This is a genomic window from Pseudomonas sp. LAP_36 (assembly GCF_019456785.1).
Classification (GTDB): Bacteria; Pseudomonadota; Gammaproteobacteria; order Pseudomonadales; family Pseudomonadaceae; genus Aquipseudomonas; species Aquipseudomonas tritici.
In genome coordinates this window covers 31,542-47,803 of sequence record NZ_JAHZMS010000004.1, presented here as the reverse complement: position 1 = coordinate 47,803, position 16,262 = coordinate 31,542, and the positions used below count along the sequence as shown (strand labels likewise).

16 protein-coding genes and 1 tRNA gene are annotated in these 16,262 nt (G+C 57.6%); 8 read left to right on the top strand and 9 right to left on the bottom strand.

What is annotated here, in order from left to right:
* The first annotated feature begins 592 nt into the window (after window positions 1-592).
* Entirely contained in the window at window positions 593-3,490 is a 2,898-nt protein-coding gene (locus JBO08_RS14935; protein WP_065873983.1) for a ribonucleoside-diphosphate reductase subunit alpha, read from the top strand.
* Between the two features lie 90 nt (window positions 3,491-3,580).
* On the opposite strand, the gene JBO08_RS14930 is transcribed toward JBO08_RS14935, so the two are convergent.
* The 7 genes from JBO08_RS14930 to JBO08_RS14900 form a co-directional block, all read right to left on the bottom strand.
* Complete coding sequence (locus JBO08_RS14930) at window positions 3,581-4,669, bottom strand: hypothetical protein (protein ID WP_065909257.1); 1,089 nt, start codon at window positions 4,667-4,669, stop codon at window positions 3,581-3,583.
* Between the two features lie 180 nt (window positions 4,670-4,849).
* Window positions 4,850-6,154, bottom strand: a complete 1,305-nt coding sequence (gene flgE, locus JBO08_RS14925) for a flagellar hook protein FlgE (RefSeq protein WP_065873985.1) — start codon at window positions 6,152-6,154, stop codon at window positions 4,850-4,852.
* Between the two features lie 31 nt (window positions 6,155-6,185).
* Window positions 6,186-6,911: a flagellar hook assembly protein FlgD gene (gene flgD / locus JBO08_RS14920; RefSeq protein ID WP_065873986.1), complete on the bottom strand. Its 726-nt coding sequence runs from the start codon at window positions 6,909-6,911 to the stop codon at window positions 6,186-6,188.
* Window positions 6,912-6,927: 16 nt separating this feature from the next.
* Window positions 6,928-7,371 carry a flagellar basal body rod protein FlgC gene (gene flgC, locus JBO08_RS14915; protein ID WP_065873987.1) on the bottom strand — a complete coding sequence of 148 codons (444 nt, stop codon included), beginning with the start codon at window positions 7,369-7,371 and terminating at the stop codon, window positions 6,928-6,930.
* Window positions 7,372-7,374: 3 nt separating this feature from the next.
* Window positions 7,375-7,782 carry a flagellar basal body rod protein FlgB gene (gene flgB / locus JBO08_RS14910; RefSeq protein ID WP_010208346.1) on the bottom strand — a complete coding sequence of 136 codons (408 nt, stop codon included), beginning with the start codon at window positions 7,780-7,782 and terminating at the stop codon, window positions 7,375-7,377.
* Between the two features lie 302 nt (window positions 7,783-8,084).
* A complete protein-coding gene (cheR, locus tag JBO08_RS14905; protein ID WP_065873988.1) occupies window positions 8,085-8,912 on the bottom strand; it encodes a protein-glutamate O-methyltransferase CheR in 828 nt (275 codons plus the stop codon).
* Window positions 8,913-8,955: 43 nt separating this feature from the next.
* Window positions 8,956-9,888, bottom strand: a complete 933-nt coding sequence (locus JBO08_RS14900; protein ID WP_065873989.1) for a chemotaxis protein CheV — start codon at window positions 9,886-9,888, stop codon at window positions 8,956-8,958.
* An 81-nt stretch (window positions 9,889-9,969) separates the two neighbouring features.
* On the opposite strand from JBO08_RS14900, the gene flgA reads away from it, so the two are divergent.
* The 4 genes from flgA to JBO08_RS14880 all read left to right on the top strand — a co-directional run bounded on the left by flgA (window position 9,970) and on the right by JBO08_RS14880 (window position 12,555).
* Window positions 9,970-10,734, top strand: a complete 765-nt coding sequence (flgA, locus tag JBO08_RS14895) for a flagellar basal body P-ring formation chaperone FlgA (RefSeq protein WP_065873990.1) — start codon at window positions 9,970-9,972, stop codon at window positions 10,732-10,734.
* A 141-nt stretch (window positions 10,735-10,875) separates the two neighbouring features.
* Window positions 10,876-11,190: a flagellar biosynthesis anti-sigma factor FlgM gene (flgM, locus tag JBO08_RS14890; protein ID WP_065873991.1), complete on the top strand. Its 315-nt coding sequence runs from the start codon at window positions 10,876-10,878 to the stop codon at window positions 11,188-11,190.
* A gap of 48 nt (window positions 11,191-11,238) precedes the next feature.
* Window positions 11,239-11,709: a flagella synthesis protein FlgN gene (locus JBO08_RS14885; protein ID WP_065873992.1), complete on the top strand. Its 471-nt coding sequence runs from the start codon at window positions 11,239-11,241 to the stop codon at window positions 11,707-11,709.
* A gap of 96 nt (window positions 11,710-11,805) precedes the next feature.
* Complete coding sequence (locus tag JBO08_RS14880) at window positions 11,806-12,555, top strand: flagellar brake protein (protein WP_065873993.1); 750 nt, start codon at window positions 11,806-11,808, stop codon at window positions 12,553-12,555.
* A gap of 59 nt (window positions 12,556-12,614) precedes the next feature.
* Here JBO08_RS14880 and JBO08_RS14875 read toward each other — a convergent pair whose 3' ends face one another.
* Together JBO08_RS14875 and JBO08_RS14870 are read right to left on the bottom strand one after the other, a co-directional pair.
* A complete protein-coding gene (locus tag JBO08_RS14875) occupies window positions 12,615-14,000 on the bottom strand; it encodes an MFS transporter (RefSeq protein WP_065873994.1) in 1,386 nt (461 codons plus the stop codon).
* A gap of 642 nt (window positions 14,001-14,642) precedes the next feature.
* Window positions 14,643-14,719, bottom strand: a tRNA-Arg gene (locus JBO08_RS14870).
* Window positions 14,720-15,044: 325 nt separating this feature from the next.
* Between JBO08_RS14870 and JBO08_RS14865 the strand changes: the two genes are divergently transcribed.
* The 3 genes from JBO08_RS14865 (at window position 15,045) to JBO08_RS14855 (ending at window position 16,167) form a co-directional block, all read left to right on the top strand.
* Window positions 15,045-15,272 (top strand): hypothetical protein, encoded by a 228-nt coding sequence (locus tag JBO08_RS14865; protein ID WP_065874022.1) that lies wholly within the window; start codon window positions 15,045-15,047, stop codon window positions 15,270-15,272.
* A gap of 11 nt (window positions 15,273-15,283) precedes the next feature.
* Window positions 15,284-15,463 carry a PA3371 family protein gene (locus JBO08_RS14860; RefSeq protein WP_065889864.1) on the top strand — a complete coding sequence of 60 codons (180 nt, stop codon included), beginning with the start codon at window positions 15,284-15,286 and terminating at the stop codon, window positions 15,461-15,463.
* Between the two features lie 377 nt (window positions 15,464-15,840).
* Window positions 15,841-16,167, top strand: a complete 327-nt coding sequence (locus tag JBO08_RS14855; protein WP_003193592.1) for an Arc family DNA-binding protein — start codon at window positions 15,841-15,843, stop codon at window positions 16,165-16,167.
* Window positions 16,168-16,262: the final 95 nt, after the last annotated feature.

Here is a 16,262-nt window from a genome sequence, read left to right as displayed (position 1 = left end):
TTTTTTGTGATAGGGTTCGCGCCCTCAAAAATCCAACCCGTTGTTTTTATCTTGGAATATCCGGTGACAAACGGCCGAATCCAGCAGCAATGCGGCCTACACGGGTGTTCCACGTTTCATACACATTTTACCCACAACGTTATCCACAGGTAGTGCGTTGCTAAGCCCCCCAAAACGCATTATCTTGTAGCCCGGCGCAAAAAAAACCCTACATGTAGGGTTTTGAGCGAAAAAACCAAACACAGATCAGACAAGAAACTCAAGCCCTTTCTTGCACTCGTTTGGTTGAACCCACGCATTTTTTGAACGCCCAAACCGCGTACGCGGATGGCAGCCGTTTTCAAGCGCCTACAGCGCAAAACGGTACGGGTGTTGCAGTGTCTGAACCTGGCAACTGTCACCCACCAGGAATACGGCCAAGGGCTTTTCAGCCCCGAACCGAAGACTTCGGCATGGAAGCGGCGCGAACAGCTCCCTTCCTCCTGTCCCGAAGTTGTTATGCCAGGCCCAGGCCTGCTGTAAGTGCTTCAGGACGGAACGGTGGGCACCGAGATGGTGCCCAAATAAATATAGAATGTGGAGACAACCCCCCATGCAAACCGACACAACTCGCGAGAACCCGCAGGGCTCCGTGCCGCAGGCCGCTGATTCGAACCTGGATCTGTCCGCCACTGCACCTGGCCAATTGCGCGTGATCAAGCGTAACGGCACTGTCGTTCCTTACACCGATGACAAAATCACCGTCGCGATCACCAAAGCGTTTCTTGCAGTTGAAGGCGGCACCGCTGCCGCTTCGTCGCGCATCCACGACACCGTTGCCCGCCTGACCGAACAAGTCACCGCGACCTTCAAGCGTCGCATGCCCTCGGGCGGCACCATCCACATCGAAGAAATCCAGGACCAGGTCGAACTGGCCCTGATGCGTGCCGGCGAGCAAAAAGTTGCCCGTGACTACGTGATCTACCGTGATTCGCGTGCCAAGGAACGTGCCGTGCGCGCTCCGGCCGACGAAGCCGCCGTACAAGCGCACCCATCGATCCGCATCACCCTGGCCGACGGTACATTTGCACCGCTGGACCTGGGCCGCCTGAACACCATCATCACCGAGGCCTGCGAAGGCCTGGAAGAAGTCGACGGTGACCTGATCCAGCGCGAAACCCTGAAGAACCTGTACGACGGCGTGGCCCTGACCGACGTCAATACCGCCCTGGTAATGACCGCCCGTACCCTGGTTGAACGTGAGCCGAACTACTCGTTCGTGACCGCGCGCCTGCTGATGGACACCCTGCGTGCCGAAGGCCTGGGCTTCCTCGGTGTCGCCGACAGCGCTACCCACCACGAAATGGCCGACCTGTACGCCAAGGCCCTGCCGGCGTACATCGCCAAGGGTATCGAATTCGAATTGCTGAACCCGATCCTGGCCACTTTCGACCTGGAAAAACTCGGCAAGGCGATCAACCACGAGCGCGACCAGCAGTTCACGTACCTGGGCCTGCAAACCCTGTACGACCGTTACTTCATCCACAAGGACGGTATCCGTTTCGAACTGCCGCAAGTGTTCTTCATGCGCGTGGCCATGGGCCTGGCGATTGAAGAGAAGCACAAAGAAGACCGTGCCATCGAGTTCTACAACCTGCTGTCGTCCTTCGATTACATGTCGTCGACCCCAACCCTGTTCAACGCCGGCACCCTGCGTCCACAGCTGTCGAGCTGCTACCTGACCACCGTGCCGGATGACCTGTCGGGCATCTACCACGCGATCCACGACAACGCCATGTTGTCCAAATTCGCCGGTGGCCTGGGCAACGACTGGACGCCAGTACGTGCCTTGGGTTCGTACATCAAGGGCACCAACGGCAAGTCCCAGGGCGTTGTGCCGTTCCTGAAAGTGGTGAACGACACCGCCGTAGCGGTCAACCAGGGCGGCAAGCGCAAAGGCGCGGTGTGTGCCTACCTGGAAACCTGGCACATGGACATTGAAGAGTTCATCGAGCTGCGCAAGAACACCGGTGATGACCGTCGTCGTACCCACGACATGAACACCGCCAACTGGATTCCTGACCTGTTCATGAAGCGTGTCTTCGATGACGGCCAGTGGACCCTGTTCTCGCCCTCCGAAGTGCCGGACCTGCACGACCTGACCGGCAAGGCCTTCGAAGAGCGCTACGAGTACTACGAAGCCCTGTCCCAGTACCCTGGCAAGATCAAGCTGTTCAAGACCATCCAGGCCAAAGACCTGTGGCGCAAAATGCTCTCCATGCTGTTTGAAACCGGCCACCCATGGCTGACCTTCAAAGACCCGTGCAACCTGCGCAGCCCGCAGCAGCACGTGGGCGTGGTCCACAGCTCGAACCTGTGCACCGAGATCACCTTGAACACCAACAAGGACGAGATCGCCGTTTGCAACCTGGGCTCGATCAACCTGCCGAACCACATCGTCAACGGCAAGCTGGACACCGCCAAGCTGGAACGCACCGTCAACACCGCCGTACGCATGCTCGATAACGTGATCGACATCAACTACTACTCGGTGCCACAGGCGCAGAACTCCAACTTCAAGCACCGCCCGGTCGGCCTTGGCATCATGGGCTTCCAGGACGCGCTGTACCTGCAGCACATTCCTTACGGTTCGGATGCGGCGGTCGAGTTCGCCGACAAGTCCATGGAAGCGGTCAGCTACTACGCGATCCAGGCTTCCTGCGACCTGGCTGACGAGCGCGGCGCCTACGAGACGTTCCAGGGTTCGCTGTGGTCCAAAGGCATCCTGCCGCTGGATTCGCAACAGATCCTGATCGAACAACGTGGCCAGAAGTACATCGACGTTGACCTGGAAGAATCCCTGGACTGGGCGCCGGTACGTGCCCGTGTGCAGAAAGGCATTCGTAACTCCAACATCATGGCCATCGCACCGACCGCCACCATCGCCAACATCACTGGCGTATCGCAGTCGATCGAACCGACCTACCAGAACCTGTATGTGAAATCGAACCTGTCGGGCGAATTCACCGTGATCAACCCGTACCTGGTTCGCGACCTGAAAGCCCGCGGCCTGTGGGACTCGGTCATGATCAACGACCTGAAGTACTACGACGGTTCCGTGCAGCAGATCGAGCGCATCCCGCAAGAACTCAAAGAGCTCTACGCGACCGCCTTCGAAGTGGACACCAAGTGGATCGTTGACGCCGCCAGCCGTCGCCAGAAATGGATCGACCAGGCACAGTCCCTGAACCTGTACATCGCCGGCGCTTCGGGCAAGAAGCTCGACGTGACCTACCGTATGGCGTGGTACCGTGGCCTGAAAACCACTTACTACCTCCGTGCCCTGGCCGCGACCAGCACCGAGAAGTCGACCATCAACACCGGCAAGCTGAACGCAGTTTCCAGCGGCGGCAACCACGGTGATGACTCGGTACTCGCCGCGCCAGCCGGCCCGGCCCCGGTGCCAAAGGCTTGTGCGATTGACGAGCCGGATTGCGAAGCTTGCCAATAAGCTGAGGCGGTTACGGATCGTGATGATCCGGAACTGAAAAACGCCGACAAACCTGAGCATGATTAGGTTTGCCGGCGTTTTTTTTGGTCGTTAGAAAAGCACTGTATAAATGCCCGGTCCTGGAGCTCCACCTCGCCTGCCCCATAGCTCCTTATGATTGCCAATCACCGCCATGGAATGCGCATCCGTTTCATAAGTCCCCACCATCCCCCGCTCGAAATCACTTTGAAAGCCCGGCCTGTAGTGATTTTTCAGCCCAAGCCTGTGCAAGCCTTCACGGGAATGCTCACCATCATTCAGGCTTATCAGCGCATCTGTGTAGCTTCTCGTGGCATCTCTGTCGTTTTCTCCCGGTGAGCCACTGTTCCCTTCCATCTGGGCACGCTTGGCGCTCGCGGCGTATAGAAAGTTGGCGTTGGTCATTAACGTAGGGTCATCACCCTGGAAGCGCGCTTCTCGCGCAGCCATGCTCAGCTCATCTTTGGTCAGTTTGAGTTTGAATCCATCACGCATCTCCACCTCATAGGTATTTCCCTTTAACTCAACATTTTTGAAAATGTCTTTAGGGTCCTGACCAAAGTGCTGCATCGCTGCTTTTATTGAAGACACCGTCGTGCAATTGCCTTCGAAGCCCTGAGAGAAACCACTCCAAATGTTATCCGGCTTTTTCCCACGCACACTTTTATCGGGCTGGTAATCATGGTAATTCGCCCCCTCTGTGAGGGGCTTGTTGCTCATGGCGTCGGAAGGACCAAAATTCTCCCTGTTCACCCGGCCGCCACCGCCACCGCCCCCACCGCCCCCACCAATGTTTATGGGCTCAGGTGGAGAGGGAGATCCGTCATCAGTAAACAGCTCCGGAAAAAGCGCCTTCAAGAACGCGAGCCAACTGTCAGACGCGTCTTTCTTTAACGCCTCAATAACCTCCTTGAATCTCTCCTCGCCGAGCTTCTTGCGTACCTCATTGAGCTTGTCACGCAAATCCTGGACGGTTTGGCTCTTGGACGTTTTCTGAGCCTCCTCCAACGCCTTCAGGATCTTAGAAACGACCGCCTTGTCGGCATCCAGACTCTCGGCACCCTCAGTGTTGTCCTTGGTGTTTTCAGTGCCGTATGTGTAGCTTCCGCCGCCAAAAGAAATCCGAGCCGCTTGGCCTGCTACCTGTTGAGCCCATTGCATAGACTTCTCCACCCGTAAGCCACTGTCGGTTTACTTGGTAGGGAAAACTGTGCCGGCCGTTCCGGTAAAAACGAGTGGTCTCTAGGGACACGGACTGTATGAAAAATCACGCCAAACAAAATGAATGCAAAAAAAAACCCTCGTAGAGGGTTTTTTTTCGTCAGGGTCTGACCAGCAGCATCACGTCATCTGAATGATGGTCTGCATGATGGTGCTCTGGGTGGAGATGGTCTTGGCGTTCGCCTGGTAGTTGCTCTGGGCCTTGATCAGGTCCACCAGCTCGTTGGTCAGGTTGACGTTGGAGTTCTCCAGGGAGTTGGCCACGATCGAACCCAAGGTACCGGCTTGCGGGGTGTCGTAACCCGGCTGGCCCGAGGCGAAAGTCTCTCTCCACGTGGTGCCGCCCGATGGCTGCAGGCCTTGTTCGTTGTTGAAGCTGGCCAGGGAGATCTGGCCGATGGCCTTGCTCTGCTGGTTGCTGAACGTGGCGAACAATACGCCGCTACCGTCGATTTTCAGGCCGGTGATCTGGCCGGTCGCGTAACCATCGGTGGTCGGCGGGTTGCGGTAGCTGGCCGAGTTGTACTGGGTGACGTTACCCAGGTTGACGGCAATATCCGGCGCTGTAGCGTCGTTTGGCGCCCAATTACCGTTGGTCACCGTACCCGGCACCCAACCCGTGAGCGTCAGGGTCGTGCCGACCACACCGGTACCGGTGACACCCGTAAGCTTACCGGCACCGTCAAAGGTGTAGGTCGCTGGCACGGGGGCGGTGGCGCCGGTGGTTGTAGGCTTAGTGCCATCCAGGTTACGGCCGTCGATCAACGTGTAGGCCTTCCACTCGTTGGCGTCCGATTTCACCATGTACTGCACCATTTCGTGGGAGTTACCCTGGGCGTCGTACAACGTGGTGCTGTTCTGGGTGGTGAAGGTGCTCGTGTCAGTAGGATCGAACGGCTTAGTGGTCTGGTTGATCACCGGCGACGACGAGTTCAGGTTACTGGTGGAGTCCACCTTGGTTGAAGCCTTGGGCGGCAGGTACGACAGGTTCAGTTGCAGGTCGGTCAAGCCGCCCTTGACGATGTTGCCGTCCGCGTCCGCGGCGTAGCCTTGCAAGCGCGAAGTGCCCGTATTGTTGGTGACATAGCCGTCTTTGTCGGCACGGAAAGCACCGCTGCGGGTGTATTCCAGCGAACCGTCGCTGCCCTTCTGAACGAAGAAGCCACCGCCCTGGATCGCCATGTCCAGCACGCCGCCGCTGTTGTTGACGTCACCCTGGGTGAACTGCTGGGACACAGCCGCCAGGTTCACACCGTTGCCGATGCTGTTCTGGCCGGTGCCCAGTTTGGAGGCGGCGTAGATGTCCGCAAACTCCGCACGGGACGACTTGAAGCCAGTGGTCGCGACGTTGGCGATGTTGTTGCCGGTCACGTCCAGTTGTTTGTTGGCCGCATAGAGGCCGCTAAGGCCGATATTAAAAGACATGTTTCTCTCCCTCTGCCGTATTTAGCCGGCTCTATGTACCGATAGTCTGGATTTGCGACAGCTTGACGCTGCCCATGCCGCCTGCAAGGTTTAGCAGCATTTCGCCGCCGGTCTTGCTCAACGTCACGCTGGTTACCGTTGCCGGCAGCGAAGTTGCCAAGGCAACCGCGTCGCCCTTGTCATTCTTGGTGGTGGCCGCGAAGGTGTAAGTGCCCGCTGGGGCGACCTCACCGTTGTCGTTCTTGCCATCCCAGATAAAGTCGGAGTTGCCTGCACTCTGGGCGCCCATATCAATGGTGCGCACCACGTTGCCGTCTTTGTCGGTGATCTTGATGGCGACGTTGCCTGTCGCCGCAGTCACGGCTACCGAACCGGTCATGCTCTTGCTGGTGTCCACCAGAGCCTTGTCGGTCTGGGTGATGATCGAACGCCCTACCAGCGACGACGCCTGCAACGCTTGCGACGAGCTGAAGTTGCTCGAGATGTTGTTCACCGAGTCGTTCAGGGTGTTGATGCCTTCCAGGCTGCTGAACTGCGCCAACTGGGCCACGAACGCACCGTTGTCTTGCGGCGACAGCGGGTTCTGGTTTTTCAGTTGGGTCACGAGCAGTTGCAGGAACGCGTCCTTGCCCAGCGACTGGCTGCCCGTCGCTGCCTTGGAGGCACTATTGACGCTGCTGGTGTCGGTCGCGGTCTTGACCTTGGAGTTGAAAAGGTCCTGGACTGCCGTGTTGTTACTCGTATCAACGATGGCCATTATTTGGCGCCCCTTATCACTGACCCAGGGTCAGGACCTTCTGCATCATGGTTTTGGCGGTGTTCATCATTTCCGCATTGGTCTGGAACGAACGGCTGGCGGAAATCATGTCGGCCATTTCCTCAACCACGTTGACGTTGGGGTAGTAGACATAACCCTTTTCGTTCGCGGCGGGATGGTTGGGTTCGTAGCGGGCTTCAAGGTTGCTCTGGTCTTCGACCACACCAAGCACCTGCACGCCAGAACCGGCATTACCCTGGTCCTGGAACAGCGAATCGCTGCCGCCAGCCTGGCCACCCTGGAACATGGTGGCGAACACCGGGTGACGGGCACGGTAGGTCTGGTCAATGCTCGAAGACACGGTCTCGGCGTTGGCGATGTTACTGGCGACGGTGTTCAAACGCGTGGTCTGCGCGCTCATGCCACTGCCGGCAATATTGAAAACACTGGACAGGGACATGGCTTACTCTCCGCGCAGGGCTGACATCAGCCCTTTGAATTTGCTGTTAAGCAGGGTGAAGCTGGCTTGAAAGTTCACCGAGTTCTCGGCATAGGCCGATTGCTCAAGCTGGGCGTCGACGGTGTTCTGGTCGATCGACGGCTGCATCGGTGTGCGATACAGCAACGACTCGTCACCATTGCTCAGGCCTTGCGCTTCAATATGACGGCTGTTGGTCATGTTCAAGGCGAAGGTGCCGTTTTTGGTCTTGTCCTGCTGTGCGGCGAGCACGGCGGAGAAGTCCAGATCCCGAGCCTTGTAGTTCGGGGTGTCGGCGTTGGCAATGTTGTTGGCCAGGACTTCAGCACGCTGGGCGCGGAAGCCCAGGGCTTGTTCGTGGATACCGAGCGCTTTATCGAAGCTGATGCTCATGGCGGAAACCTTTAGGCTGACCTGCTTTTCGTTAACAGGGTTATAGCAAGGTGCATGCCAATCTTGCGGAGGCCCGTATATCAAGGGTTTGCGGGGCGGTTGCCGGCGGCAATGCCAGAAAAGCGGCAAGAGGTTTCCGCGTGGCGCCAGTAAAGCGGCAATGGAGAGTTGCCGCTGTTGGGGAAATTGCCGCAAAAAAAATGGGAGCGGGTTTGCTCGCGAATGCGGTGGGTCAGTCAACTTATCTATGACTGATCCACCGCATTCGCGAGCAAACCCGCTCCCACATTTAGATTTGCGTACTATTTAGCCTGGTAAATGATCCCAGGGCTGCACTGCACCATCTGGTAATGATCCGGCAAACCGTTCAGCGCTTCGGATGCACCGAGGAACAAATAGCCGCCCCGCTTGAGCGTGCCGTGGATGCGTAGCAGGATGTCCTTCTTCACTTCAGCGGAGAAGTAGATCAACACGTTGCGGCAGAACACCATGTCGAACTTGCCCAGGCTGGCGTAGCTGTCGAGCAGGTTGAACGAGCGAAACTCCACACGGTTCTTGATCGGCGCTTTGATCGCCCAACGTCCCGCCCCTTTCGGGTCGAAGAAACGTTGCAGGCGCTCCGGGGACAGGCCACGGCCCAGCGCCAGGCTGTCGTACTCGCCGGTCTTGCAGTTGGTGAGCATGGTGCCGGACAGGTCGGTGGCCACGATTTGAGCACCGGCCTTCAATTGGCCCATATTGGTCCGCTCGAACTCATCGATGGACATCGAGATCGAGTACGGCTCCTGCCCCGAGGAGCACGCCGCCGACCAGATGCGCAGGCGCTGGCCCGGGCTGGCCTTGATGGCCTCCGGCAGCACTTTGCTCTTGAGCACTTCAAAGGGGTAGGTGTCGCGAAACCACAGGGTTTCGTTGGTGGTCATGGCATCGACCACCATTTCCTTGAGCCCGCTGCGCGGCTGGCCCTGGATGCGCTGGACCAGCTCACCCAACGACTTGATGCCCTGCTGCTCCATCAGTTTGTTGAGACGGCTGGATACCAGATACTGCTTGTTTTCACCGAGCAATATGCCACAGGCCTTTTCCAGGAAGACCCGGAACTGTTCAAAATCCAAATTACCCGTAGACACTGATACCGCCTCTTAAATCGTGTGACCGCCAGGGAAAAAGCCCCTAGCCGTGATCTGCTGCTTTGATCCGCTCGACGACCCGGGATGCCAGGTCATCGGGGCGGAATTTGGCCAGGAAGTCATCGGCACCGACCTTCTTGACCATCGCCTGGTTGAATACACCCGACAACGAAGTATGCAGGATGATATGTAATTTTTGCATGCGTGGATCGTTGCGTATCTCCGCCGTGAGGGTGTAGCCGTCCATTTCCGGCATCTCGATGTCGGAGATCATCATCAAGAATTCTTCTTCCGGCTTCTTGCCCTCGTCCACCAGCTTGCGCAGGTAATCCAACGCCTGGCGACCATCGTTGAGGGCCACCACTTCCACGCCGACGGTTTGCAGGCAACGGGTCACCTGTTTACGGGCCACAGAAGAGTCGTCCACCGTCAACACGCGCAGGGAGACTGCCTTGTGCGCAGTTTCAGCGTCCACCACACCCACGGAAATCGACTCCGAGGTGGGTGCCACTTCGGCGAGGATTTTTTCCACGTCGATGATTTCGACCAACTGGTTATCCACCCGCGTCACTGCCGTGAGGTAGTGATCGCGACCCGTGCCCTTGGGCGGCGGATGGATCTCTTCCCAGTTCATGTTGACGATACGTTCCACCGAGCGCACCAGGAAACCCTGGGTCTTGGTGTTGTACTCGGTGATGATCACAAATGGATTCTGGCGGTCCTGCAAACCTGCAGAACCGGTGGCCAGGGCCAGATCAAGAATCGGGATCGTCGCACCCCGGATATTGGCAACGCCACATACCACCGGGCTGGACTTGGGCATGATCGTCAGCTTGGGGCATTGCAGCACTTCCCGCACCTTGAACACGTTGATGCCATACAGCTGTTTGCCATCCAGGCGAAAAAGCAACAACTCCAGGCGATTCTGCCCTACCAGCTGTGTGCGCTGGTTTACTGAATCCATTACTCCTGCCATGCCCAGACTCCTACGCTAAAACCTTTGAGGGTGCGACGCGCACCCAACGCTAAACGGCACGAGCTTTGCTATTTATTGATTATGGATATTAAAACGACGGTTTCCCGACGCGCCAACCCTACACGGTTTTGCAGATTGTTCTGCACACCGCTGGCGATACTCGCCTTGGGTCTGAGCGCCACAGCCCGCGCAGATAACGTCACCCTGCCTGATCTACTTATCGGCGTCACTCAAGGCTTTCTTGAGTTCACTGTAGAAGATTATCTGGCGACCACACAGACGCCAGGGCGTTATGAAATCCAGGTCAACCAGTTGGACCCGCGTTTGCGCATGCCAATGTGCGACAAGGAATTGACAGCCACCCTGGAAAGCCCGGCACAGCCCATTGGCCGCGTGACGGTCAAGGTTCGCTGCGACGGCGCCTCGCCCTGGACCGTGTTCGTGCCGGCCCAGGTCAAGTTGTTTCGCGATGTGGTGGTGGTGGCCCGCCCACTCAAACGCACCGGCATCATCGGTTTCGAAGACGTTGTGTTGCGCGAGCGCGACATCAGCATGATCAGTCAGGGCTACCTGACATCCCTCGATCAGGCCGTCGGGCAGAAATTGACCCGACCAGTGGTCACTGACCAGGTGATCACACTGGTGCATCTTGAGCAGGCAGAGGTGATTCGCAAGGGCGATCAGGTGGTCATTTCCGCCAGCAGTGGTGCACTGCAGGTAAAAATGCCGGGGGAAGCCTTGTCCAACGGCGGTATGAGCGAACAGATACGCGTCAAGAACCTCAATTCCAACCGGGTCATCAAGGCCAGGGTAACGGCGCCGGGGCAAGTCGAGGTCGCTTTATAGATTGCTGGTAGTGGACGCTGGGTTTTTCTACACTGTGCACGAGATGTTCCGTGCGGAGATTTATTGTCATTCGCGCCTAAAGTTAATCCGGGTATTGCCGAAAACATGGCAAGCGTCCAAATACCCAGAGGTTTTTTTATCATGGTCATCGATTTCAGTCGTTTGAATAATGCCCCATCAACGGCAGGCACTACGCGTTCCAAGGAAAGCGTGGAAGCCAAGGCCCAGCCACTGCCTGCCAAGGCAGAACAGGCCAGCGCCAGCCAGAGCGGGGAATCCGTACACCTGAGCAATGAGGCTCAACAGTTGCAGAAGGTCACTGACTCGCTGCGCGATCAACCGGTGGTCAATAAAGCCCGTGTGGCTGAATTGAAACAGGCAATCGCCGATGGCAGCTATAAAGTCGACAGCAACCGTGTAGCCAGCAAGCTGCTTAACTTCGAAGCCGAGCGCTAGGCAAAGGCCTGCGCCGGGCTTTTGGACGCTTAAAACCCAAGGCCAGCCATGCATCACGACGAAAATCTGCTACAGCTGATCATTGATGATCTAGCGCCGACGCAACAGCTGCTCGAGCTGCTCAGGGAAGAATCCCTGGCCCTCTACGGCCGCGATATGCCCCTGCTGGAAGAAATTCTGGCGCGCAAGCAGTCGTTGATTGTCCTGCTGGAACAGCACGGCAAAAAACGCAGCCAGATCCTCATCAGCCTGGGCCTGCCCGCCGACCAGGACGGCCTGGCGCAGTTGGCCAGCCACTCCTCGGTCGGCGACCAATTACTGGCCCAGAGCAAAGAACTCAATCAATTGCTCTCCCTGTGCCAGGAAGCCAACCTGCTCAACGGTCAGTCGATCCAGCTTCAGCAAGCTACGACCGCGAACCAGTTGCGTATACTTCACGGCGGTGAGCCTCCGGCGCTATATAACGCGCAAGGTTCTACCTCGCGCCTGGTCAAGCCAAGCACCCGCAGCCAAGCCTGACGCCCGTTTACAGCGCGGCCTATCCAAGGCGCGCCACATACTGGCAGAATGCCTGCTCTTGCGTGTAGTCGTATTTTGTCTGGAGATGGAAGAACCGTGTTCAACGCCCTTAATGCGGAAGATGCCCCGCAGCCACCCAAGGTCCTCACCACCCCTCTGGAAATCGCCGGCACCTTGCGGATGCTGCAAGAAAGCCATGACCCGCTGATCATTACCTTCCATGAACGCAGCCAACGCTTCCAGAGCTACTTGGTGGACGTCAATCGGGACGGCGGTACCCTCGCCCTGGATGAAATGATCCCCCGCGACGGCGAACGCCACCTCGAGAATGGCGAACCCTTCCGCATTGAAGGCTTCCATGACGGTGTGCGCGTCGCCTGGGAAAGCAACGGTACGCTGACCGTAACCGAAAAGGACGGCCACCGTATTTACACCGGCGGCCTACCGGACGAGGTGGTCTACCATCAACGGCGCAATGCCTTTCGCGCCGCGTTGAAGCTGGCGCAATTGGTCAACATTGAATTGGGCGGCGAGAAACTCCAAGCGCCGGTCAACGGCAAGTTGCTGGATATTTCCGCTACCGGCTGCAAACTGCGTTTTGAAGGCGACATTTCCGAGCGCCTGCAACTGGGCCAGGTCTACGACCGGTTTATCGCGGCCCTGCCCTTTGGCAGCATGACCACCTCGGTCGAACTGCGTCATCTGCATTTCGAAGAAAGGATCAACACCACCTTCGCCGGCGTGCGCTTCCACAACATGAGTGGTTTGGTGCAGCGTCAGGTCGAGCGTTTTGTCTACCAGCTCCAACGTGAAGCACGGCGTTTCGACAAAGACGACGATTTTTAAACCCTGACAACCGCAATAAAAAACGGGCAGATCCTTGAGGGATCTGCCCGTTTTTGCTTTCAGGGGCGCGCCCTGCTCAAGTCATGCGGATGCTCTTCGGGCCCCAGCGGCTCCGGCGGTCCCTCAAAGGGCGGCTCATCCGTCGATGGTTGCGGCTCGATTTCCGGCTCCGGGTCGGGAACGGTGTTTTGCATCTGCTCTTGCACCACCTGCTCATCAACCCGCGGGTCCAGGGCAGCGACCAGCGGTGAACTGGACATACTGTCAGGCATTGCCACGTGATGCAGTGGCGCATCTTCCACTTGGTGCAGGTTGGTCACGGCTTTGGGCCGGATACGCCACACCAGGATCACCGCGCACAGGCTGAAGAACGCGTACAGCATCTGGCTGCCAAAGAGCTTCATCACCACGCCCGCCAACAACGGCCCGATGCTTGCGCCGACACCGTAGGTCACCAGCAGCATCGCTGTCAGGGAGACCCGACGATCGCCTTCGACATGGTCGTTGGAAAACGCCACGGCCAACGGGTACAGGCAAAACTGCACCAGCGAGCACAGGAACCCGGCGACAAACAGCACTTCCAGCGGGACTTTGGTCATGATCGCCAGCGGCAATGCCGCCACCGCGAGGCACAAGGCAAAACAGCGGATCAGCAGTGCTCGGTCATACCGATCCGACAACCAGCCCAGCGGCCATTGCACCAGCAAGCCGGCAAAAATGCAGCTACCCATGAACAAGCCGACCTGCTCGGTGCTGAGCCCTTGCTGCGACGCATAGAGCGGCGCCAGACCGTAGAAAGAACCGACAATCAAGCCCGCCCCCAGCACAGTACTCAGTGACTGCGGCACGCGCTTGATAAAGAAGCGCGGCTCCATCGGCGCCGGATGCAGCGCTGCCGGGTGAATACGCCGGGTCATGGCCACCGGCACCAGGCACAGGGCAAAACACAGCGCGACCAGCATCAGCAATTCAAGGCCAAGCTGGGGGTGCATGACCAGGATCAGTTGGCCGAGCACCAGGCCCAGATAGGACGCAATCATGTAGCCACTGAACACCACGCCACGCTGCTTGGCGTCGGCCTGCTCATTAAGCCAGCTTTCGATCACCATGTACTGGCACATCATCCCCAGGCCCACGATGATCCGCAGCACGATCCAGGCCGGCAGCCAGTCGACTAGGCCATGGCCCAGCACCGCCGCGCCGACAATGCCAGCACAGGTGGCATAGGCGCGGATATGCCCGACCCGGGCAATCAGGCGGTGCCCGATCTTGCCACCCAGCACCAGGCCAAAATAGTTGGCCGCCATCAGCGCACCCACCCACAGGCTGTCGACATGGTCGGCCGCCAGGCGCAAGGCCAGGTAGGTACTGAGCAAGCCGGAGCCGATCAGCATCATCAAAGAGGCGAAATAGAGGGCTCGAAAAGATTTCCAGATTTGGCGCATCGGCGTTCCGAGCGGCTCCTTGCGGTGAGAGGTAGGGCTATCGGCATGATAGTCCGGGGTGGCCGGGTCCGGACAGGCAACATGCGCTGTTTCCGGGGATTATTTTGCGTAATAGCTCAGACGCTGCCCGGCCACTTGCAAGGTACATAAGTTGCGATAAATACACCGCGCACGTGCTGAGAGCCCTGAACACCGACAAGGTTCGACAAAAGTATCGAAAATGCTCAGCTCTCAGGGCTTCTCGCTTTCACACAGCGTCACTCCACGTAACGCAACCACAGGTGCCTGCGACCGGAGATCGCCTCTGTGGCTACACGAACCTGTGCTGGCAGGCTTTCATCGCCAGTGTTGTAGAGCGCACAAAAATCCTTCGCAACGCGGTCAGCCAGGGATATATCGGGCGGCTCAGCACGAATGAAGCCGATGTAAGAGGCACCGACGCCCATCAGCTCATAGCCATGTAATTCTGAGAAGTGACGCGCAAGCCCCCCCCCTGCATTCTCCAGGTGATGGGCGCACGCTTTACACCGGAGTGACTGTGGACTGCTGAGCGGGGGCATTGCGCAAGTATGGCCTGCGCAGCTCGGGGCACGGAGATGCCGTACCGGGCAGAGGGAGGATAGCTGAAAGCCTTGAAGTAGATGGTGTCCCAGGGCCGGTTCGAACGGCCAACCTTCCCCTTAGGAGGGGGATGCTCTATCCAATTGAGCTACTGGGACAAATGACAGTCGTCTGGCCAAGGGCACGGCGACGGACGGCGTGCATGTTAACGGCCGAGGTGGGTTTTGTCATGTCGTCCGTCGGCTTTTTGAGTGTAGGCCGATCCCTGCCGGGCTGATCGCAGTTTCGCCCCGTAAACCCGGGCACTTGCCGCCATCGTGCAAAATGCACTCCCTCAAAATGCCATCATTGCAAATTGCAACCTTTCGACCCTTTAAAGTACACTCAAGCCATTGATTTTAATGGATTAATAGATTGGCACGAGACCTGCAATACTTCTCCTACAAACCCAATAAGCCACGGCGTTAAGCGGAGAACATGACCATGAACAGTGCCCTTCTGTTAGCCCTCAACACTGTAGCCTTGGCTGTATTAGTTACATTCCATTTTCAATCGACTGGCGCTAACGATCCCGCGCAGATCAGCCAGGCTGTCCCGCATCACCTGCAACAGCGGCCGCAGCTGGCGGTAATGACGCCCAACGCGCAATCGCCGGTACGCCTGACCGAAGGCACCCACGCTGCACCTGCATCTGAACACTGGGTTTTCTAAGGAAATCGTAAATGACCAAATCTGCCTGGCTGTTTTTGTGCCTGACCGCCTTCACCGGCGCCGCGGGCTTGGGCGCCGAATCGCAAGACGGCCAAACCACCGCATTCATTGCCACCGGTGTGTTTGCCAGCCTGTTGTTGATCACCCTCATTGTCGGTCGTCGTATCAAGTTCGACCCAGTCCTTCGCTAATCTCCTCCTACCTTATGTCGCCTGGCTCTGGCTAATCGGCAAATTGCCACTAGTCTTAAACCTAAGGGCAAAGTGCCACTTTGCTATAGGATGTGCGGCCTCAAACCCTGTGCTGGTCTGGAGTTCCGGGAAGTTCCCTCGCGGAATCACGCGTAGAAGATTTTTCCAACCAGTCCGCAAAAAAACAAATGAGTGCTGGCATAAAGCCTTTAGTCGGTTCAATATTTGTCACAGAATTGACGCCAAGGAACTGGCAAATCTGAGGCATGATGCGGCCTCTTTGCAATTCGGGTTGAACTTTGGTCGTGAGTCTTGTCTTAACACTCATCTTGCGGCCAATTCCAAAAACCGCTCCCCTGAACTAACCGGTTAAATATATGCGCCCATTGAAACAGGCAATTTATTCCAGCCGTACGGCTGACAAGTTCGTCGTACGTCTGCCAGACGGAATGCGGGAACGCATTGCCGAGGTGGCTCGCAATCATCACCGCAGCATGAACTCCGAAATCATCGCGCGCCTGGAACAAAGCCTCATTCAGGAAGGTGCGTTGGGCGAAGAGTTGAGCATGCGCCTGGACAGCCCCGAGCTGTCGCTGCACGAACGCGAACTGCTGCAGCGTTTTCGCCAGCTTTCCCACCGCCAGCAAAATGCTCTCGTCTCGCTTATCGCGCACGACGTTGAGGCGGCCGCAGAAGCCAATTGATTTGCAGCTGAAAGCCGAAGCCAGCCATGTGCTGGCTTTTTTTTGCGCGCAATTCGGGAAGAGGATGTGAGGTGGGGGCAGATTTGCCCCCACTG